Origin of the sequence: Methyloversatilis universalis EHg5, assembly GCF_000378945.1 — a bacterium.
Lineage (GTDB): Bacteria > Pseudomonadota > Gammaproteobacteria > Burkholderiales > Rhodocyclaceae > Methyloversatilis > Methyloversatilis universalis_A.
In genome coordinates this window covers 2414667-2433605 of the sequence record NZ_KB900539.1, presented here as the reverse complement: position 1 = coordinate 2433605, position 18939 = coordinate 2414667, and the positions used below count along the sequence as shown (strand labels likewise).

The following is an 18939-nucleotide window of genomic DNA, read 5'->3' as shown; positions in this document are numbered from 1 at the left end:
GCTCCGGATCAGTGGGCCGCCGCTGCGACATCGGGCAGCGGGGTATGGCCGGCGTGGGTGAGCTTGCGGCCGGAGGCCTTGCGCAGCAGCACGTAGAACACCGGCGTCAGGAAGAGGCCGAAGAAGGTGACGCCCAGCATGCCGGAGAACACCGCCACGCCCATGGCATGGCGCATTTCCGAGCCGGCGCCGCTCGATGTGACCAGCGGCACCACGCCCATGATGAAAGCGATCGAGGTCATCAGGATGGGGCGCAGACGCAGCCGGCTGGCTTCGATCGCGGCCTCGACGATGCCGTGTCCGCGCAGTTCCAGCTCGCGGGCGAACTCGACGATCAGGATGGCGTTCTTCGCCGACAGCCCGACCAGCACCATCAACCCGATCTGGGTGAAGATGTTGTTGTCGCCGGCGGTCAGCCAGACGCCGGTCAGCGCGGCCAGAATGCTCATCGGCACGATCAGGATGACCGCCAGCGGCAGCGTGAGGCTTTCGTACTGCGCGGCCAGCACCAGGAACACCAGCAGCACGCTGATCGGGAACACCCACACGCCGGCGTTGCCGGCCAGAATCTTCTGGTAGGTGAGGTCGGTCCATTCGAACTTCACGCCGCGCGGCAGCACTTCGGCCGCGATGCGCTCGGCTGCGGCCTGCGCCTGGTCGGACGAATAGCCGGGTGCCGGGCCGCCGTTGATGTCGGCCGCGGTATAGCCGTTGTAGCGCACCACCATTTCCGGGCCGAAGCTGGGCTTCACCTTCACCAGCGAGGACAGCGGCACCATGTCGCCATTCGCGTTGCGCGTCTTCAGCGCCAGGATGTCCGCCGCCTCGGCACGGAAGGGCGCGTCGGCCTGGGCACGCACCTGATAGACGCGACCGAAGCGGTTGAAGTCATTCACGTACAGCGAGCCGAGATAGATCTGCATGGTGTCGAACACGTCGGTGATCGGCACGCCGAGCTGCTTGGCCTTCACCCGGTCCAGATCGACGTCGAGCTGCGGCACGTTGATCTGGTAGCTGGAAAAGGACGGGCCCAGTTCCGGCGCTTTCGCGGCGGCGGCGATGAACGCTTCCTTGGCGGCATCGAGTTCGGCGTAGCCGAGCGCGCCGCGGTCCTGCAGCTGAAGCTTGAAGCCGCCCAGCGTGCCCAGACCCATCACCGGCGGCGGCGGGAACACCGCGATGTAGGCGTCGGAAATGCTGGCGAACTTGGCGTTCAGCGAGGCGGCGATAGCACCCGCCGACAGCTCCGGGCTCTTGCGCTCGTCGAAGGGCTTGAGCGTGGCGAACACGATGCCGGCGCTCGAACTGTTGGTGAAGCCGTTGATCGACAGGCCGGGGAAGGCCACCGCGCTTTCCACGCCCGGCTGCGCCAGCGTGATTTCGCCCATGCGGCGGATCACGTCTTCGGTGCGGTCGAGCGAGGCGCCGGCCGGCAGCTGGGTGAAGCTGATCAGGTACTGCTTGTCCTGCGCCGGCACGAAGCCGCCGGGCACCAGGTAGGACAGGCCGACCGTCGCACCGAGCAGCAGCGCATAGACGCCCATGGCCGCGCCCTTGTGGCGGATCACGCCCTGCGCGCCGTTGCTGTAGCGCTCGGAACTGCGGTTGAAGAAGCGGTTGAAGCGGGCGAAGAAGCCGCCGAACACCGCGTTCATCGCCCGCGTCAGCGCGTCCGGCTTCGCGTCATGGCCCTTCAGCAGCATGGCCGCCAGCGCCGGCGACAGCGTGAGCGAGTTGAAGGCCGAAATGACCGTCGAGATCGCGATGGTCATCGCGAACTGCTTGTAGAACTGGCCGGTCAGGCCGGTCATGAAAGCCAGCGGTACGAACACCGCCACCAGCGTGAGCGCGATCGCGATGATGGGGCCGCTCACTTCCTGCATCGCGCGGTAGGTCGCTTCGCGCGCCGACAGGCCTTCGGCGATGTTGCGCTCGACGTTTTCGACCACCACGATGGCGTCATCGACCACGATGCCGATGGCCAGCACCATGCCGAACAGCGACAGCGCGTTGATCGAGTAGCCGAAGCCCAGCATCAGCGAGAAGGTGCCGACGATGGACACCGGCACCGCCAGCAGCGGAATGATGGAGGCGCGCCAGGTCTGCAGGAACACGATGACCACCAGCACCACCAGTGCGATCGCTTCGAGCAGGGTCACGATGACCGCCTTGATCGACGCGCGCACGAACTGGGTCGGGTCGTAGACGATGCGGTACTCGACCGAGGGCGGGAAATCCTTGGCCAGTTCGGCCATGGTTTCGCGTACCGCGGCCGACACGTCGAGCGCGTTGGCGCCCGGGGCCTGCTGTATCGGCAGCGCCACCGCCGGCTTGTTGTTCAGCAGCGAGCGCAGGCCGTACTCGGAGGCGGCCAGTTCCACCCGCGCGACGTCGGCCAGGCGGGTGATGCTGCCGTCCGGTGACGACTTCAGGATGATGTGGGCGAACTCTTCCTCGCTCTGCAGCCGGCCCTGCGCATTGACCGACAGCTGCAGCGGCACGTCGCGCCCGCTGGGCGAGGCGCCGATCACGCCGGCGGCCACCTGCACGTTCTGTTCGCGGATCGCGCGCACCACGTCGCTGGCGGTCATGCCACGCTGGGCCACCTTCTGCGGGTCCAGCCACACGCGCATCGCGTAGTTGCCGGCACCGAACATGCCGACCTCGCCGACGCCCTTGATGCGCGCCAGGCGGTCCTTCACGTTGATCACCGCGTAGTTGCGCAGATAGGTGGTGTCGTAGCGGTCGTCCGGCGAAATCAGGTGCACCACCATGGTGAGCGTGGGCGAACTTTTGAGCGTGGTGACGCCCAGCCGCTGCACGTCCTGCGGCAGTCGCGGCATGGCCTGCGACACCCGGTTCTGCACCAGCTGCTGCGCCTTGTCCGGGTCCATGCCCAGATTGAAGTACACGGTGAGCGTGAGGTTGCCGTCGCTGTTGGCCTGCGACTGCATGTAGAGCATGTCCTCGACGCCATTGATCGCCTCTTCCAGCGGCGAAGCCACGGTTTCGGCAATCACCTTGGGGTTGGCGCCCGGGAACTGCGCGCGTACCACGACCGAGGGCGGCACCACTTCCGGATATTCGGAAATCGGGAGCTGGAACAGCGACAGCGCGCCGGCCAGCAGGATGATGACCGACAGCACACCGGCGAAGATCGGCCGGTCGATGAAGAACCTGGAAATGTTCATGGCTTCAGGCCTTCACGGCGTGGCGCTGGCGGGCCGGCTGCACCGGGGCGTCGACCAGGCTTTCGCGGTTCATCGGCACCTCTTTCGGCGACACGGTGTCGCCCGGCCGGGTGCGCTGCAGTCCGCTGACCACGATGCGTTCGCCGGCTGCCAGCCCGCTCTCGATGATGCGCAGGCCGCTCTGCCGGGCGCCCAGCCGCACTTCGCGGTAGGCGGTGCGGTTCGTTTCGTCGATCACCAGCACGAAGCGCTTGTCCTGATCGGTGCCGACGGCGCGTTCGTCGATCAGCACCGCCTCGCGCGGGGCGCCGCCGCCGAGCCGGATGCGTGCGTACAGGCCAGGCAGCAGGCGGCCGTCGGCGTTGTCGAACACCGCGCGCACGCGGATGGTGCCGGACGAGGTGTCGAGCCGGTTGTCCACCGATGCGATGCCGCCGCGCCGCGAATGACCGTCCTCGTCGGCCAGGCCCAGATAGACCGGCACCGGCTCGGCCTTGGCGCGCTGCGCCGGATTCACATGCTTGAGGAAGCTCTGTTCGTCCACGTCGAAGGCGGCGTAGATGCGGTCGACCGACACCAGCGTGGTGAGCGGCGGCGTGCCGGCACCGGCGGCGACGATGTTGCCCACGGTCACTTCGGCGCGCGAAATGCGGCCGGACACCGGGGCGACGATGCGGGTGTATTCGAGATTGAGCTTCGCTGCGGTCAGCGCGGCCTGTGCCGCCTGCACCTGGGCATCGGCTTCGCGGGCGGCGTTCTGCTTTTCGTCGAGGTCGCGTTTCGCGATCGCGTTGTCGGCAGCCAGACGCTGGCCGCGAGCCAGTTCGGTCGCGCTGTAGGCGGCGCGGGTCTGAGCGGCGGCGAGCTGGGCCTGCGCGCGTTCCACCTCTGCCGCATACGGACGCGGGTCGATGGTGAACAGCACTTCGCCCTTCTTCACGTAGGCGCCGTCGCGGAAGTGCACCGCGGTGAGCGTGCCGGACACCAGCGGACGGATGTCCACGCGGTCTACCGCTTCCAGCCGGCCGGAATAGTCCTGCCAGTCGATGATGGTCTGCGCCTTCACTTCCGCCACCTCGACCGCGGGCGCGGCCGGTGCGGCGGCTGCCTGCGGGGCGTCGGCCTGCGCACGCAGCGCGACGAAGCCGCCGGCGGCGAGCAGTGAGGTGAGCAGCAGGGCGAGGGTGGTGCGCTTGTAAGGCAATGACATGGCGAAGCTCCCGGTTGCGATGAATGTGTGTGTCTTGTTGTGGGTTTCAGCGCGGGCTGTCTGCGCTGCACTGGCCGAAGCGGCAGCGCAGGAACTGCAGCAGGCAGTCGCGCAGCTGCGGATGGGCGAGCAGGGCCGCGTGATCGGCGCCGGCGTAGCGTTCGACCTGGGTGTGCACGCCGGCCGAAATGAGCGCGCCGGCATAGCTTTCGGCCTCGCAGTGCAGCAGGTCCTGGGCGGCGGTGGCGATGTAGGCGGGCGGCAGCCCGGCCTGGCGGCAGGACTCCAGCGGCGCGGCATACGGATGCAGGCGCTGCGACAGCTGCGGCAGGTACTGGCGGTAGCAGTGCGCGAAATCTTCGGCGCTGACCGCGGCCGGCAGCGGCGTCGCGTGCCCGGCGCGGGTCATGCTCGGGTCCAGCATCGGGCCGATCAGCACCTGGGCGGCGATCTTCAGGTCCTGCCGATCGCGCGCGATCAGTGCGAGCGAGGCGGCCAGATTGCCGCCGGCCTCGTCGCCGGCCACCGCGATGCGCCGGTCGTCGGCGCCCAGCGAGGCGGCGTGCTCCGCGGCCCACAGCAGTGCGGCGTAGGCGTCTTCCGGGGCGGCGGGGAAGGGCCGGGCCGGCGCCAGCGCGTAATCGACCGACACCACCACCGCCGGCAGGCCGCTGGCGATGTGGCGCGCCATCGGGTCGGCGTCGTCCAGAGAACCGCCGACGAAACGGCCGCCGTGCAGGTAGAGCACCAGCGGCAGCAGGGCGTCGGCCGCCGGCTGGTACAGGCGCAGCGGCAGCCGGCCGTGCGGGCCGGCGATGTCCAGATTGCGCACCCGTGGCGGGGCAGCCGCGGGGCGGGAAGGGGAGGCAGAAGCGGGTGTTGCGGCGGAAGTCATCGCTCAATCCGGGCCGGGCATGCCGGCGTCAAGGCATGGGCAGATTGTCGATGTTGGCGATTGATGGATAAACTGCGCGAATCCGATAACACTGTTATCGAAGTCTGAACAATTGATCGTCACTGTTGCAGCCCGATCGGGCGGCAGCCGGCGTCTGTTTACAGCGCGGGAGATGCCATGGATCGCTTCCAGGCCATGCAGGTTTTCGTTCGGGTGGTGGATTCGAACAGTTTCACGCAGGCGGCCGACAGTCTCGGCCTGCCGCGCGCCACCGTCACCACCGCGGTCCAGCAGCTGGAGAACCTGCTGCAGGTGCGGCTGCTCAACCGCACCACGCGGCGCATCAGCCTGACGCCGGATGGCGCGGCCTATTACGAGCGCTGTGCGCGCATCCTGGCCGACGTGGAAGAGGCGGAAACGTCGTTCCGCGAGGTGTCGCGCGGCCCACGCGGCAAGCTGCGCATCGACGTGCCGCCGCCGATCGGGCGGCTGGTGCTGATTCCGCGCATGTGCGAATTCCACAGCCGCTATCCGGACATCGAGCTGGCGATCGGCATGGGCGACCGCCCGGTCGATCTGGTGCGCGAGAGCGTCGACTGCGTCATCCGCGTCGGCGAACTGCAGGATTCGTCACTGGTGGGCCGGCGTATCGGCACCATGGACACGCTGACCTGCGCTTCGCCCGACTACATCGAGCGCCACGGCGAGCCGCGCTCGCTGGAAGAACTGGCGCAGCACCGCGCGGTGCATTATTTCTCCAGCCGCACCGGCCGCCACTACGACCTCGATTTCACGGTCGAGGGCCGGGTGACCGAAGTGAAGGTGCCGAGCAAGGTGTCGGTCAATGACGGTGACGCCTACGTGGCCTGCGGCCTGCAGGGTTTCGGGCTGATACAGCCGCCGCGCTTCATGGTGCAGCAGCATCTGCAGTCGGGCGCGCTGCGCGAGGTGCTGCCGCAGTGGCGGCCGTCATCGATGCCGATTTCGGTGGTCTATCCGCACAACCGCCATCTGTCGCCCAAGGTGCGCGCCTTTGTCGACTGGGCGGCCGAACTGTTCGGTCATTGCCCCATTCTCGGCGGCTGCGAGGGCGCGTCGACCGAATGCAGCTTCGTCGCCGGATCCGAAGGCCATGTGCGTCAGGCGGTGCTGGGCATCGAGGCAGAAACCTACTGAAGCGCCGCGTCAGCGCGGCGGTCGTCTGACCGCCAGCAGCGTGAGATCGTCCGGCAGCGGCCGGCCGCCGGCGTGGGCGCTGACCGCGTCACGCAGCGCGACGATCAGCGTGCCGGCGTCACCGCTGTGCCGGGCGCTGTGCGCCAGCAGGCGATCGTCGCCGAATTCCTCGCCGGCGATGTCCGGCGCTTCGGTCAGACCGTCGGTATAGCCGAGCAGGGTGTCGCCCTCGGCCAGCATGATGTCGGCCGCCTCGAACACCACCTGTTCGAACACGCCGACCAGCGCGCCGCGCGGCATGGGCAGCAGCCGTGCGCGGCCCTGCTGCAGCAGCACCGGGGGCGGATGACCGCCGGTGGCGTAACTGAGCCGGCCGCTGGCGGTGTCGAGAAAGCCGCACAGCAGCGTGACGAACATGTTCACCTCATTGCCTTCGCACAGCTGGTCGTTGACCTGGCGCAGCAGCTGGTCCGGTGCGCGCACGCCCATCGCGGTGATGCGCACCAGGCCCACCACCCGTGCCATGAACAGCGCGGCCGGAATGCCGTGGCCGGATACGTCGCCGACGCAGAAGAACAGCGTGTGCGGATCGACCAGAAAGGCGTCGTACAGATCGCCGCCGACCGCCGAGGCGGATGCGATGCGGGCGGCCACGTCGATATCGGTCCGCTCCGGGAACAGCGGCTGGCGGTGCGGCAGCATGCTGGCCTGGAGCTGGCGGGCCACCTCCAGCTCCTGCTGCAGGTATTCCAGGTCCAGCTGGCGGCGCTGCGAACTGAGCATCACTTCGTTGCTGCGCCGCATGCGCACCGCCACCACCGACAGCAGATTGCGGGCGATGCCGGGCAGCGTGCTGAGCCGCTGCCAGAACAGTTCGCGCGGCAGCCGCAGTACTCGGGCATCACTGAGAGCCAGCACCAGCGCGGACACCGGCTGACCGTCGCCGGCCGACAGTTCGCCCACGGTTTCGCCCGGCAGCACCTCGACCGTGGAGGAGAGGGGCGTGCTGCTGTCCAGTACCGCGCCGAGCCGGCCCGACAGCAGCAGATAGACCGCGTCGTTCGCCTCGCCCGGCCTGAGCAGTGCCGTGCCGGCGGGCAGCGCCAGCACTTCGCAACCGGCCAGCGCCTCCTCGATCCGTTGCGCGTCGGCGTCGCGGAACAGCGCCAGCCAGGTCAGGGGGCGGCTGCGGCGCTCGGCTCCGCGTCGGCAGCCGGGCACTGCGTCGCTGTGTGCACGGCGGTCGGTGGCGCTGCGCTGGAAGGGCGTGCGCCGTATCGGGTCAGAGGGCATGAAGGGGCGTGGGGGGAGCGTATTCAGGGGGCGGGAATGCGCGCCGGGTCAGGCGGTTTCTGCCCAGGCAACCACTACCGTGAGGTGATTGCAGGGGTGTGCCCGGCGGTAGTGCAGGCGGTCGGCGAAATGGCGCATCAGCGTGATGCCCAGCCCGCCGGGCTGCAGCGCTTCCAGCGAGCCCGCCTGCGGGCGTGGCGTGATCGCGAGCGGATCGAAAGCGGCACCGTGGTCGCTGATGACCAGTGCCGCTTCGCATCGACTGCCGATGGCATTGACAGTGAAGTTCAGCGTAACTGGCAGGGCACTGCTGCCGCCGTGTGCGGCGATATTGGCCAGGGCCTCGTCCAGGCACTGGTCCAGCCGGGTCACCGCGTCGGCCGGCACTGCCTGTGCCGCACTGCGGGCGTGCAGCCAGCGCGTGGCGTCGGCCATGGCCGCGCCGAGCGCGTCCAGCACCAGTGTGTCGTCGTCAGGCGAGCGCGCCACGCTCGGCGTCGGCCAGTTCATGAAAGACCGGAATCATCTGCGGAATGCCGGTGGCGTCGAGCACCTTGCCGACCGCATCGTTCTGGCCGACGAACAGGACCAGCCTGCCGCCACGCTGCTGTTGCGCCTTGGCATTGATCACCAGCGCGCGTATGCCCATCGATGCGAGGAATTCAACGCCGCTCAGATCGACCACGATGCGGTGTTCGGAGCTGGCGGCCAGTGCCGCAAAACGGGTCGAGATGGCGTCGGTGCCCGGCACGTCGAGCCGGCCGGTGATGACGATGCGGCGCAGCGTGTCGCTGACGTCGGTGAATTCGATGCTCATGATCGTGGCCTGGGGATCTGGCGGTTCGCCGCCGCGAACTTTATGAAAGAACTGTGACCGGGTTGTGACAGAACGATGTGCCGGGCAAAAAAATGGCCGACCCGGGGAGAGGTCGGCCAACCGTGTTTCAACTCACATCGTGACAGCAATCAAGGATCGCAGTGCAGTGTGAGCGCGCTGTGTTACAGCACGATGCTCACTTGCGGCGCAGGCAGTCTTCGAAGCCGTGGTTGCCGTCCTTGAATTCGGGTTCGTAGTAGAACTTGCGCAAGCGCCACTGGCCCCCTTTGCTGCGTTCGAAGCGGGCGATGCCGGTGCCGTAGTCGCGGGTACTCTGGTCGGGCAGCGCGAAGTGGATGGCCATGTGCCGGCCGTGCGAGGCGGCGTGGCCGCGATAGACGCCATAGCCGGGCACGTCCAGCGTGAACGTGTATGCGCCGTAGGTACCGGTGCTCTGGGCGGCCACCCGTTCCAGCGTGACGGTGCCGGTGTAGGGGCCCTCGTGGTGGTCCTGTCCGGTGCAGTCGTAGATGCCGCTGAAATCCGGGCCGGTGAAGGCGGCGGGCGTTGTTGCGGCGGTGGCGATGCCGAGGTTCAGCAGCGTGGCAAGGAAGGCGATTTTCCGGGCTTTCAAGAGCGGGCTCCGTGAGGTGATCTGAGGTCGGCCTGTCCTGGTACGGATGGGGCCGGTTCAGGAAAGGACGTTCGGAACTGCGGATTCAGCGCCGGTGAACCCGGTCGTCGCGTGCTCACGCCCCGGCGCTTGCAGCGATTTTTCGAGCACATGCAGATCAAGCGCGCCGTGCAGCGGCTGGCCGGTGGCGCCACCGGCGGGATAGGGCAGGCGCCGGCCGGTATCGTGGTAGCCGCGTCTGAGGTAGAAAGACTTCAGTTCCGGCCGCGCACCGATCACGGTGAGCAGGGCGATGGTCGAGCCGAAGCGTTCGTGCGCCCACTCCTCGGCCGCAGCCAGCAGCTGTTTGCCGAGACCGGCGGTCTGTTGCGCGGGTGAAACCGCGAGCATGCCGATGTGGGCGCCGCCCGCATCCGTTTCGACCAGCACGCAGCCGACGGGCGTGTCGGCCATCAGCCCGGTCAGCACGACCGAGCCGGCGCCCGATGCCGCGATCAGCGCCGCGACCGCGTCGATGCCGGTGCGCTGGCCGTCGAGCAGCGCGGATTCGTGGGTCCAGCCGCCGCTGCCTGCCGGCGGTCGATAGGCGGCATTCACCAGTTGCGCGATGGCGGCTGCGTCGTCGGCCTTGGCGGGCCGGATATGCAGGGAGGGCGGCTTCATGCACCGTGAACACGTAAGAGTCGAGCCGCGGATAATCGCATGGCGCACGCGGTGCGGCCAACGATGGGAAAGGACGGCATGGACGGAGCTCTGGAACAGATCGGTGCGCTGGTGTTCGACGTGTTCGGCACCCTGGTCGACTGGCGCGGTTCGATTGCACGCGAGCTTGCGGCGGTGTTTGGCGGCCGGGTCGATCCCCATGCCTTTGCTGACGACTGGCGGGCGCAGTACCAGCCGGCGATGGAAGAGGTGAGGGCCGGGCGCATTCCGTTCTGCAAGCTCGACCGCCTGCACCGGCGCAATCTGGATATCGTGCTCGCACGGCACGGGCTGGACGATACGCCCGAGGCGATCCGGGTGGATCTCAACCAGGCCTGGCACCGGCTGGATGCCTGGCCGGACGTTGCGCCCGGCCTGCAGCGGCTGCGCGCGCGTTACCGGCTTGCGCCGTGCTCGAACGGCCATATCGCGCTGATGGTGAATCTGGCGCGGCGCAACGGCCTGCCGTGGGACGCGATCACCGGGGCCGAACTGGCGCGCGACTACAAGCCCAAGCCGGTGGTCTATCTGTCGGCCGCCGATGCCTTCGATCTGGCGCCCCATCAAGTGATGATGGTGGCCGCCCATTCATCCGATCTGGAGGCGGCCGCCGCGGCCGGCCTGCGTACCGCCTTCATCGCGCGTCCGGACGAGCATGGCCCGGGTCTCGGCGAAGCGCAGGCGGCAGTACCGGTCGATCTGTCGGTTACGAGCGTGATCGAACTGGCCGAGCGGCTCGAAGCGCTCGGCTGAGCCCGGCATCTCAGTCCCGCGTCCGCAGCAGGCGCACCACGACCACGCAGGCCACACCGACCAGCAGCGCACCGCACAGCGCGGTGAATTGCAGCGCATCGGTGAAGGCGGCGCGCGCGGCGGTCGCCAGCGCCTCGCCGGCCGGGCCGGCGGCGGCCGCCTGTTCCAGCGTGTCGCCCAGGGTACCGGTGGCGATACTGCCCGGCAGGCGCGCTTCCAGCCCATGCCGGTAGATCAGCGTGCCCAGACTGCCGAACAGCGCGATGCCCAGCGCGCCGCTGAATTCGGCACTGGTTTCCGACAGCGCCGCGGCCGCACCGGCGCGCTCTGCCGGCGCCGAACTGACGATGATGTCATTGCCCACCGTGAACACCGGCGCCATGCCCAGACTCATGACCACGGTGGCCGCGATCAGCACCGGCAGCGTGTGCGGGCCGCCGGCGGCGCACAGCAGCGCGAAGCCGGCGGTGGCAACCGCCATGCCGGTGATCAGGATGCGAGAAGCCGATACATGGCGTGCGATGCGCGGGGTCAGCAGCGAACCGCATACGAAGCCCAGCGACCACGGCAGGATGGCCAGACCAGCCTGCAGCGGTGACATGCCCAGTACCCACTGCAGATACTGGGTAATGAAGATGTACACGCCGAAGATGGCGAGGCAGGACAGCGCATAGGCGGCGATGGTGGCGCTGAACGCTGGCCGCGAGAACAGGGTGAGGTCGAGCAGCGGGTCGGCCAGTCGGCTCTGGCGTCGTACGAACAGCAGGCCGAAGGCGATGCCGGCTACCAGCGTGCCTGCTTCGATCATGCCGAAGCCGTGGGTGGCGGCCTGCTTCAGCCCGTAGATGCAGCTCAGCACCGCAGCGATGGATAGCGCCACGCTGGCCGGATCGATGCGACCGGCCCGCGGATCGCGGTACTCCGGCAGCAGCGTGGGGCCGAGCGCCAGCAGCAGGAGCATCACCGGCACCGCGGGCAGGAAGGTGGCGCCCCAGCTCCAGTGCTGCAGCACCAGACCGCCGGCCAGCGGACCGATGGCGCTGCCGACTGAAAACGCGGTGATCCAGATGCCGATCGCGAACTGCCGTTCGTGCTCGTCATGGAACATGTTGCGGATGAGCGAAAGCGTGGACGGCGCCAGCGTGGCGCCGGCGATACCCAGCAGCGCGCGGGCCGCGATCAGCGTTTCGGCCGTATGTGCAAAGGCGGCCAGCAGCGAAGTGAGGGCGAAGGCCGCGGCACCGATCAGCAGCAGCCGGCGGCGGCCGATGCGGTCGCCCAGCGTGCCCATGGTGATGAGCAGGCCGGCAACCATGAAACCGTAGATGTCGATGATCCACAGCAGCTGCGCCGGGTCGGGCCGGAGGTCGGCGCTGATGGCCGGCAGCGCCAGATTGAGCACGGTGAGGTCCATCGCATAGACCAGACAGGGCAGCGCGATGACCGCGAGGCCTGTCCATTCCCGGCGGGTGGCGCGAGTGGGGGTTGGCGTTGTGCTGCACATGGAGATCGGGTGAAGCAAGGGGCAGGGAGAGCGCGATAGTGCGGGCTGCGCATGACGCGCCATATCAGGACTGCACAAAACAAAAACGCCCCCGGCCTTGCGGCCGGAGGCGTCTGCAGCACGAGCGCTGTAACTGAGTCGTAAGACTTAGTTGGCAGCGAACGGGTGCGTGGCCGAGCCCTTCTTGGCAACCACTTCGGCTGCGGTCGGGGTGCCGGCAACTGCGCGTGCGATCGATTCCTTGGTCGCGCGGTAGTTGTAGTCCTGGATCTTGGCGTCGTCTTCGGCCAGCCAGTGGATGAATACGCCAACCGAGATGAACAGGTCGTCGGCTTCGTCAGCCGGGATGGTGCCGTCAGCAACGCTGTCAGCCACGGCCATGGCAACGCCACGCTGTGCCGGGCCAAACATCTGGACAGCCTGCTTGGCGCCCTTGATGGTCACCTTGTTGAACATGACGGTGGCCGGCTTGACGACCAGGTTCGGGGCAACGACGGCCAGCAGGGAGGTGAAACCATCCTTGTTGTTGACCAGGGCGTTCGCGAACGCGGTCTCGGCAGCGCTGCCGCGCGGGCCAATCAGCAGATCGATGTGAGCAACTTCGTTGCCGTCACCAACCAGGGACTCGCCGACACGCAGACCGTTAATCTTCGCCATATTGAATCTCCTCATTTACAAGGCAGTTATAGGGGGTTTCCCCCCCCGGGTGGATAACCTATGTTCCGGGGTGCGAAACACAGGATCAAAACTTCTTCTCGCGCAGTGCGCAGGTTTCTTCGATCACACCGGCCAGAAAGGCCGTCACCACGGTGAGGTCGGCGCTCGTACCGGGATTGATTCCGTGGTTTTTAAGCTCTTCATCCCATGCCAGCAGCGCGTCTTGCATCATAACCGGATCGCTGCATTGTTCAAGCCGATCGTACATCTGCACGCCTTTTTCGCGGATCGAACGCGCCGTTTCCGCACCATGTTTGCGCGCGATATGGGTGTCGGGAATCAATGCGAGACAGAACATGAACACAGTGGTCGCTGCCCATGCTTCACTGCACCATGAACGACGCGCTGCAATAAATCTCGGCAGCAGATGATCGAACACCAGTGCATGTCCGTTCGCGTACAGCGCCGCGATGCTGTCGCGGTGAGCCGCGATGTCCATCGCCTGCTTCAGCGTGATGGCCGGCGCTTCGGCCACATCGTGTTCGGATCGTTCCCCGATGCCGGCCGGATGCGCCAGACGGATTGCCGCATACGCACGTGACGCGTCGGTGACATCGAGCGCGGCCAGTGTGCGCTGCAGCGACTGCCGCAGCGTTTCGTCCGGCTTGCGTTGCAGTGCGGCATGCGCAATCGGCGCGCAGCCGAGCACGATGCCCAGATTGGTGTTGCAGCCCACTGCCGCCCAGGTCGCGCGCATCGCGTCCTCGATCCGTTCGCCGACTGTGGCGCCGGGGCGACACAGTGGCGCAGCGGCCGCATCGGCGCTGGCGATGAAGTCGGCCACCTGCATCCGGTGACCGTCGCCGTGCAGACCGACATTGCCCGGTTTGAGCGCTTCGATGTCGAGCCGGCAGGCGCGGCGGAACAGCGCTTCCAGCGTTTCGTGGCTCAGCGCGTTCAGCACGCGATCTCGCCCGCGCGCGGAATGCGCGTGATCAGATCGTCGGCCAGCGCCTGCGCGATGTTCAGGCTGGTCACGCCCTGCAGGCCCTTCCATGCCGGGATGCTGTTCACCTCGAGCACGGTGAGCTGACCGTGGTCGTCGCGCAGGATGTCGATGCCGGCGTAATCCATGCCGCAGGCGCGGGTGGCGTCGACCGCCAGCTGCATCAGCGCATCGTCCGGCGACACCGGAATTGCTTCGCACACGCCGCCCTGGGCGACGTTGTTGAGCCAGCTCTTGCCCCGACGCAGCATGGCGGCCACCGGCCGGCCGGCGATCACCATGACCCGCCAGTCCGACCACTCGCCCACGCTGTCGCGCGAGCGCGCGCTGTAGCGCTGCATGTACCAGACATTGCCCAGCGTTTCCGCCGCCGGCAGCGCGTCGCCGGCCTTCAGCCGTACGATGCCTTCGCCCTGCGAGCCGAACAGCGGTTTCACCAGCACGTCATGGCCGGCCGCGAACTCGCGCATCAGTACCGCGCGCGCCTCGGCTTCCTGCTCGGTCACCCAGGTCGGCGGCGTCGGGATGCCGGCGTGATGCAGCAGCACGCTGGTCATCGCCTTGTCCACGCTCTTCTCTATGGCGCGTGCGTGGTTGTAGACCGGTATGCCCAGTTCGCCGAGGTAGTGCAGGAAGTCCATGCGCAGCACCACCTGCTGCAACGAGCCGCCCGCCACGCCGCGCACGAACACGGCTTGCGGCAGTGCCTGTTCGAAGCCCGGCATCACGACGCCGGAAATGCCGCGCTGCAGATCGATGTGGCATTCGCCGAGCGCGACATAGCGCGCGCTGAAACCGCGCGCGCGGAAGGCCTCGACCAGACGCTTGCCGTGCCAGCCCGGATCGTCGGTGACGATGGCGATGTCAGGCGAAGGCCTCGCCTGACTCGCCGGGTGCGACGAAGCCACGGGCTTACTTGCCCTCGCCGAAGGACTTGGCCAGCAGTTCGGTATTGATCTGGCCGGCGCGGAAGCTCTTGCCGGTGCGCAGATTGCTCACCACCACGCGGGCCGGTGCGAACAGCATCGGGTCGATCTTGTAGAAGTCGTACTTCACTTCCTTGAACACTTCGGCGAACGGACGGCCGTAGTCGCGCGAAGCGGAAGAGGGCAGCTTCTGCGCCAGATCGGCCGCGGCGTCGTCTTCACAGTCGACATAGAGCTGGGCGACGCCGCCGAACAGGATGGCGTCATTGGTGCGGCCCATCGCGTTCAGGAAGTCGGGCGCCGGCGGCGCGATCGGCGCGCTGGCCGAGCCATCGACGATCTGCTGCAGCGGGAAGCCCAGCGCATGCACCTTGTGCAGCGCCACTTCGAGCACACGGCCCACCACCTGCACGGTGCCGGCCAGGCTGCGGGTCGGGGTCAGGATGAGCGTGACGCCGTCGTCCGGTACATTGCAGTCGCGGCGGATCTTGGCCAGCACTTCGGCCGGCGGCTGGCGGTCGACCTCAAGCACCAGCACCGCGTGCTTCGCGTCGTCCTTGTAGCCCAGCTCCTTGTACAGCGGCTCTTTCACCGCCAGCGCGCGGCCCGGGCCCGAACCGAGCGCATGGAAGGCTTCCTTGCCCTCGCCGTGCGACAGGCTCCAGCCGGCGTACTGGCTGGCCAGGCAGGCAACCACCGGGTGGGTGGAATGCACGTTGATGATGAGCGGCCAGTGCGCTTCGCGGGTATTGAAGGTGGCGGTGCCGAGGCCGCCCATGCAGATTTCGGTGATGCGGCGGCCGGCTTCGATGCCGCCCGGCACGTTGATGCCGGCGTCGATCACGCGGCCGCCACCGGGCAGCGGCTCGACCTTGATGCGCAGCGCGTCGGCGTCGCGCACCAGGCCCTCGACCAGGGCCATCACATGCTTGCCCACGCTGGGCTGGGCGCCGGTCAGCACCGGGCCGTGTTCGGGATTGCTCATCTCGTTCTCCTCACGAAAAGACTGTTGTCATCATCTGCCCGACTTCAGGATTGAAGCCGAACATGTCCAGAATGTCGCGCTCGCGCCGCTTCAGCAGCCGGCTCGCGGCCGCGCCGTCGTCGGCGTCCGCATGGACCGTGCACAGCGGCGCGCCATGCGCTACCACGCTGCCGGCGGGCGGGCGATCGCCGCACCACGGTGGCCAGCGCAGCGCATCGCCGACCGGAATGTCGTGCGGCGCATACACCACCCGCAGTCCCTTCACCGGCCTTGCGGTCGGATTCACCTGCGTCAGCCGTCCGCGGCAGGCCTCGATATGGGCGGCGAACAGCCCGCCGGTCACCCGATGTCCGTACAGCATCATGGTTGCGGTCGGGCGCGGGTTGATCTCGATCAGCACCGGGTCACCGTCGGCGCTCATCACCAGATCGATGCCATTGAGCCCGCGCAGCCCGAGAACGGCGCTCAGCGCGTTCAGCGCCCGTTCGATCAGTCCTGTCGAGGCCGGGCTGCAGGGCAGGTCACCGGTCGCTTCGCACCAGGCGTAGGGACCGGCGCTGCTGCCCGGCGTCTGCCGGCTCACGCCGACCACACGCGCCTGCTGTCCGTCAGCCAGAAAGAGCACCGAAGCCGGCTGGCCGTCCACGCGCCGCTGGCCGTAATGACCGGCCGGCAGCGTTTCGCCGGCGTGGGCAGCGCGTACACCCAGACCGCCACAGCCGCCCAGCGGTTTCACCAGCCAGTCGCCATCCAGCGCGCCATGCAGCCGGACATCAGGGCTGCGCAGCCCGGCTGCCCGGGCTGCATGTGCGACTTCGGCCGGGTCCTTGCAGCGGGCGACCGTTGTCGCGTCGTTGCCCAGCACCGGCGCGAATGCCGACAGCGCGTCCAGTGCGTCCGGACATGCTTCGAAGCCCGAACCGGCGACGATGCCGTCCCAGCCGCTCTCGCGCTGCATGCGGCCGATCAGCGCCGGCAGCGCGCTGCCGAAACCGTCCGCGCCGAACGGCGCCCGCGCATGGCGTCGCGCCAGCGCGCGGGTGTCGCTGTCGCCCCAGGGGTCGATCACGTCGCAGCTCATGCCGGCGTCGACGCAGGCCTGCGCAAGCGGTCGCGCGCTGCCTGCCACGATGAGCCAGTGCGACACCGGCCGCCGCTCCGCGCGGGTTGATCCGGACTCAGGCAACCAGCTGGCGGGCGGTTGCGAAGGCGTCGCGGAAGTCGAGGTAGACCGGCTTGTCGGTGTTGATCATGCGCTGGAACAGGCCGCGCTGGCACAGGTACTTCACGTTGCCGATGGCCAGCGCACCGATGCCCACTGCCTTGCCGGAACCGGATTCCAGCGGCTTGCCGTCGTCCATCACGCCCAGGCCTTCGATGCCGGCCGGCGGCACCGCATTCACGTCGGCAGCGACCAGCAGCGACTTTGCGTTCTGCAGCTGGATCTTGTTCAGCACCTGGATGCCGGCCTTGGCGGTGCAGAGGATGACGTTGGCCTGGGGCATCAGGCCTTCCTTCTGTTCGTTGGAACCGGCTTCGACCGGCTCGACCGACGAGCCGTAGCGGGCATTCACCACTTCAGAGGCGACGCGGGCACGCATCGCGCTGGAGTGGCTGCCGACAAGCACCTTGGCACCGGCGCTGGAGGCCAGCACTGCGGCGGCGGTGCCGACCGGGCCGGTACCGCCCAGCACCAGCACGGTCTTGCCTTCGAGTTCGGTGTTATGGGCCTTGCGCAGCTGGCGCTCGACGCAGGCGACCAGCGCAGCGGCGGTGGTGAAGGCGCCGGACGGGTCGGCGAACACCGACACCTCGAACGGCGGCACCATGGCGCCGCGGCAGGCGTCCAGCATGTCCGCGGCCATGCCGATGTCACGGCCGCCGATGAAGATGCCGGTGCGCTTCACGCCATTGGGGCCGCGCGAAAAGATGGCGTCCTGGGTCAGGCCGTAGATCTGGTCCAGACCGACACCGGAGTAGGGCATCAGCACCTGAAAACCGGCGTCGCACGCCATGTTCACATCGAAGGGACTGATGTTGTTGGTGGGGCTGAACATGTGCAGGATGTACGGGTTTTCCATGGTCTCTCTCGCTCTTTCCGCCCGAAGGCTGGCTTCTCTGTTACGTCTTTTCTCGACGCCTCACCGGATGCGCACGCGCGTCCGTTCCTTGTTCCCGGCCTGCACCTGAGGCTTCAGCCCGGCAGTTCGCTCCACTGCGCGCCTTCATTGCGCGCAGCACACACCATCAGTTCCAGCCCTTCGGCCTGCCCGTACCGGGCGCGTACCGAAGCCACGAGGGCCTGTGCTTCCTGCTCCGAGGCGGCCAGCGCGAAACCGGTCGGTCCCCATGAGCTCTGACCGATGCAGGCGGCACCCTGCGCGGCCATGAATTCTGCGACTTCGCTTACCAGGCGGCTGGTGTAGCGGCCGCCCTGCGCCGGCGCGAAATAGTCGCCCACGCAGTGCTGCAGTTCGTTGATCGCGGCACCGAACAGTTCGATGTCGCGCTCGGCCAGTGCCGGCAGTGCCCGCATCAGCACCAGTCGGCTCAGCCGGTCGGCCAGACCGGGCCGGTAGGGCGGCAGCACCCGGAAGGCCTCCTTTTCCGCCGCGCCGTGCAGGCCGTGTGTCGCATGGTCGAAAATCAGCACCAGGCGCCAGTCGTCCGGAAACGGCATCTGCGACACGATGGGCGGCGGCGCATCCAGCGCTCCCCGACCACCATCGACGATGAAGCCGCCGCCGTCAAAGCTGCCGATACCGATGCTCCCACGTGCGCCGCGATCGAGCAGGTGAGCCACATCCCGGGAGCGGACTGTCACGCCATGGAAACGGGCCAGCGCCACGCCCACCGCAAGAGCAAGTTGCGTGCCGGAGCCCAGGCCGGAATGCGAAGGAATGGCACCGGTAATGTCGATGCGTGCCGGCGGCAGCTGGAAGCGTTCGCTGACCGCAGTGGCGTAACGGCGGGCGCGTTCGGCGTCCGGTCCGCTGACTTCAAGGCTGTCCGACGGGCCGACCCGGATCGTCGTGAACAGCCCGTTAAGCGTCAGCCCCACACTGCCGAAACGGCGGCCCAGGCTGCCGTCGAGATCCACGAAACCCATGTGCAGGCGCGCGGGGGCCCGGACTTGCAGGGCGGTGGCGGTCGCGTGCGGTGCGTTCATCCGGTGGTGGGTCATGTGAAG

The 18939-nt window shown here is 67.9% G+C and carries 18 protein-coding genes; 2 read left to right on the top strand and 16 right to left on the bottom strand.

The annotated features are described in order from the left end of the window. Positions 1 to 8: 8 nt before the first annotated feature. Genes METUNV2_RS0111240 through METUNV2_RS19125 form a run of 3 tightly spaced genes read right to left on the bottom strand, consistent with a single transcriptional unit; the run spans position 9 to position 5296 of the window. Complete coding sequence (locus tag METUNV2_RS0111240) at positions 9 to 3191, bottom strand: efflux RND transporter permease subunit (RefSeq protein WP_018229575.1); 3183 nt, start codon at positions 3189 to 3191, stop codon at positions 9 to 11. Positions 3192 to 3195: 4 nt separating this feature from the next. Then, positions 3196 to 4401 carry an efflux RND transporter periplasmic adaptor subunit gene (locus tag METUNV2_RS0111235; RefSeq protein ID WP_018229574.1) on the bottom strand — a complete coding sequence of 402 codons (1206 nt, stop codon included), beginning with the start codon at positions 4399 to 4401 and terminating at the stop codon, positions 3196 to 3198. A 46-nt stretch (positions 4402 to 4447) separates the two neighbouring features. Beyond that, positions 4448 to 5296 (bottom strand): alpha/beta hydrolase, encoded by an 849-nt coding sequence (locus METUNV2_RS19125; RefSeq protein ID WP_051081918.1) that lies wholly within the window; start codon positions 5294 to 5296, stop codon positions 4448 to 4450. Positions 5297 to 5473: 177 nt separating this feature from the next. Here METUNV2_RS19125 and METUNV2_RS0111225 point away from each other — a divergent pair, with 177 nt between their 5' ends. Next, positions 5474 to 6472 (top strand): LysR family transcriptional regulator, encoded by a 999-nt coding sequence (locus METUNV2_RS0111225; protein ID WP_018229572.1) that lies wholly within the window; start codon positions 5474 to 5476, stop codon positions 6470 to 6472. A gap of 9 nt (positions 6473 to 6481) precedes the next feature. On the opposite strand, the gene METUNV2_RS0111220 is transcribed toward METUNV2_RS0111225, so the two are convergent. From METUNV2_RS0111220 to METUNV2_RS0111200, 5 genes are all read right to left on the bottom strand, one after another. Then, positions 6482 to 7765 carry a PP2C family protein-serine/threonine phosphatase gene (locus tag METUNV2_RS0111220; RefSeq protein WP_018229571.1) on the bottom strand — a complete coding sequence of 428 codons (1284 nt, stop codon included), beginning with the start codon at positions 7763 to 7765 and terminating at the stop codon, positions 6482 to 6484. Positions 7766 to 7813: 48 nt separating this feature from the next. After that, a complete protein-coding gene (locus METUNV2_RS0111215; RefSeq protein ID WP_232415665.1) occupies positions 7814 to 8275 on the bottom strand; it encodes an ATP-binding protein in 462 nt (153 codons plus the stop codon). Beyond that, a complete protein-coding gene (locus METUNV2_RS0111210) occupies positions 8238 to 8582 on the bottom strand; it encodes an STAS domain-containing protein (RefSeq protein WP_018229569.1) in 345 nt (114 codons plus the stop codon). Before METUNV2_RS0111210 ends, METUNV2_RS0111215 begins: the two co-directional genes overlap by 38 nt. Before the next feature lie 196 nt (positions 8583 to 8778). After that, positions 8779 to 9216 (bottom strand): hypothetical protein, encoded by a 438-nt coding sequence (locus METUNV2_RS0111205; protein WP_018229568.1) that lies wholly within the window; start codon positions 9214 to 9216, stop codon positions 8779 to 8781. Positions 9217 to 9273: 57 nt separating this feature from the next. Beyond that, positions 9274 to 9927, bottom strand: coding sequence for a GNAT family N-acetyltransferase (locus METUNV2_RS0111200; protein ID WP_232415664.1), 654 nt, complete (start codon positions 9925 to 9927; stop codon positions 9274 to 9276). A gap of 30 nt (positions 9928 to 9957) precedes the next feature. Between METUNV2_RS0111200 and METUNV2_RS0111195 the strand changes: the two genes are divergently transcribed. Then, positions 9958 to 10671 carry a haloacid dehalogenase type II gene (locus METUNV2_RS0111195; protein ID WP_018229566.1) on the top strand — a complete coding sequence of 238 codons (714 nt, stop codon included), beginning with the start codon at positions 9958 to 9960 and terminating at the stop codon, positions 10669 to 10671. Positions 10672 to 10681: 10 nt separating this feature from the next. On the opposite strand, the gene METUNV2_RS0111190 is transcribed toward METUNV2_RS0111195, so the two are convergent. The 8 genes from METUNV2_RS0111190 to METUNV2_RS0111155 all read right to left on the bottom strand — a co-directional run bounded on the left by METUNV2_RS0111190 (position 10682) and on the right by METUNV2_RS0111155 (position 18918). Beyond that, positions 10682 to 12175 (bottom strand): MFS transporter, encoded by a 1494-nt coding sequence (locus METUNV2_RS0111190; RefSeq protein ID WP_026188085.1) that lies wholly within the window; start codon positions 12173 to 12175, stop codon positions 10682 to 10684. Positions 12176 to 12322: 147 nt separating this feature from the next. Then, positions 12323 to 12832, bottom strand: a complete 510-nt coding sequence (gene fae, locus METUNV2_RS0111185) for a formaldehyde-activating enzyme (protein WP_008060293.1) — start codon at positions 12830 to 12832, stop codon at positions 12323 to 12325. An 85-nt stretch (positions 12833 to 12917) separates the two neighbouring features. Further along, positions 12918 to 13796, bottom strand: coding sequence for a triphosphoribosyl-dephospho-CoA synthase (locus METUNV2_RS0111180; protein ID WP_018229564.1), 879 nt, complete (start codon positions 13794 to 13796; stop codon positions 12918 to 12920). Further along, positions 13790 to 14746: an ATP-grasp domain-containing protein gene (locus METUNV2_RS0111175; RefSeq protein ID WP_018229563.1), complete on the bottom strand. Its 957-nt coding sequence runs from the start codon at positions 14744 to 14746 to the stop codon at positions 13790 to 13792. The genes METUNV2_RS0111180 and METUNV2_RS0111175 overlap by 7 nt, the downstream gene beginning before the upstream one ends. 4 nt (positions 14747 to 14750) lie before the next feature. Continuing rightward, a complete protein-coding gene (gene mch / locus METUNV2_RS0111170) occupies positions 14751 to 15749 on the bottom strand; it encodes a methenyltetrahydromethanopterin cyclohydrolase (RefSeq protein ID WP_018229562.1) in 999 nt (332 codons plus the stop codon). A gap of 10 nt (positions 15750 to 15759) precedes the next feature. Next, the gene (locus METUNV2_RS0111165; protein WP_018229561.1) at positions 15760 to 16896 is read right to left on the bottom strand and encodes an ATP-grasp domain-containing protein; all 1137 of its coding nucleotides are present in this window, start codon (positions 16894 to 16896) and stop codon (positions 15760 to 15762) included. A gap of 31 nt (positions 16897 to 16927) precedes the next feature. Continuing rightward, positions 16928 to 17830 (bottom strand): NAD(P)-dependent methylenetetrahydromethanopterin dehydrogenase, encoded by a 903-nt coding sequence (locus tag METUNV2_RS0111160; RefSeq protein WP_018229560.1) that lies wholly within the window; start codon positions 17828 to 17830, stop codon positions 16928 to 16930. Between the two features lie 113 nt (positions 17831 to 17943). Beyond that, on the bottom strand, positions 17944 to 18918 hold the full coding sequence (locus METUNV2_RS0111155; protein WP_018229559.1) for a beta-ribofuranosylaminobenzene 5'-phosphate synthase family protein: 975 nt from the start codon (positions 18916 to 18918) through the stop codon (positions 17944 to 17946). Between the last annotated feature and the right edge of the window lie 21 nt (positions 18919 to 18939).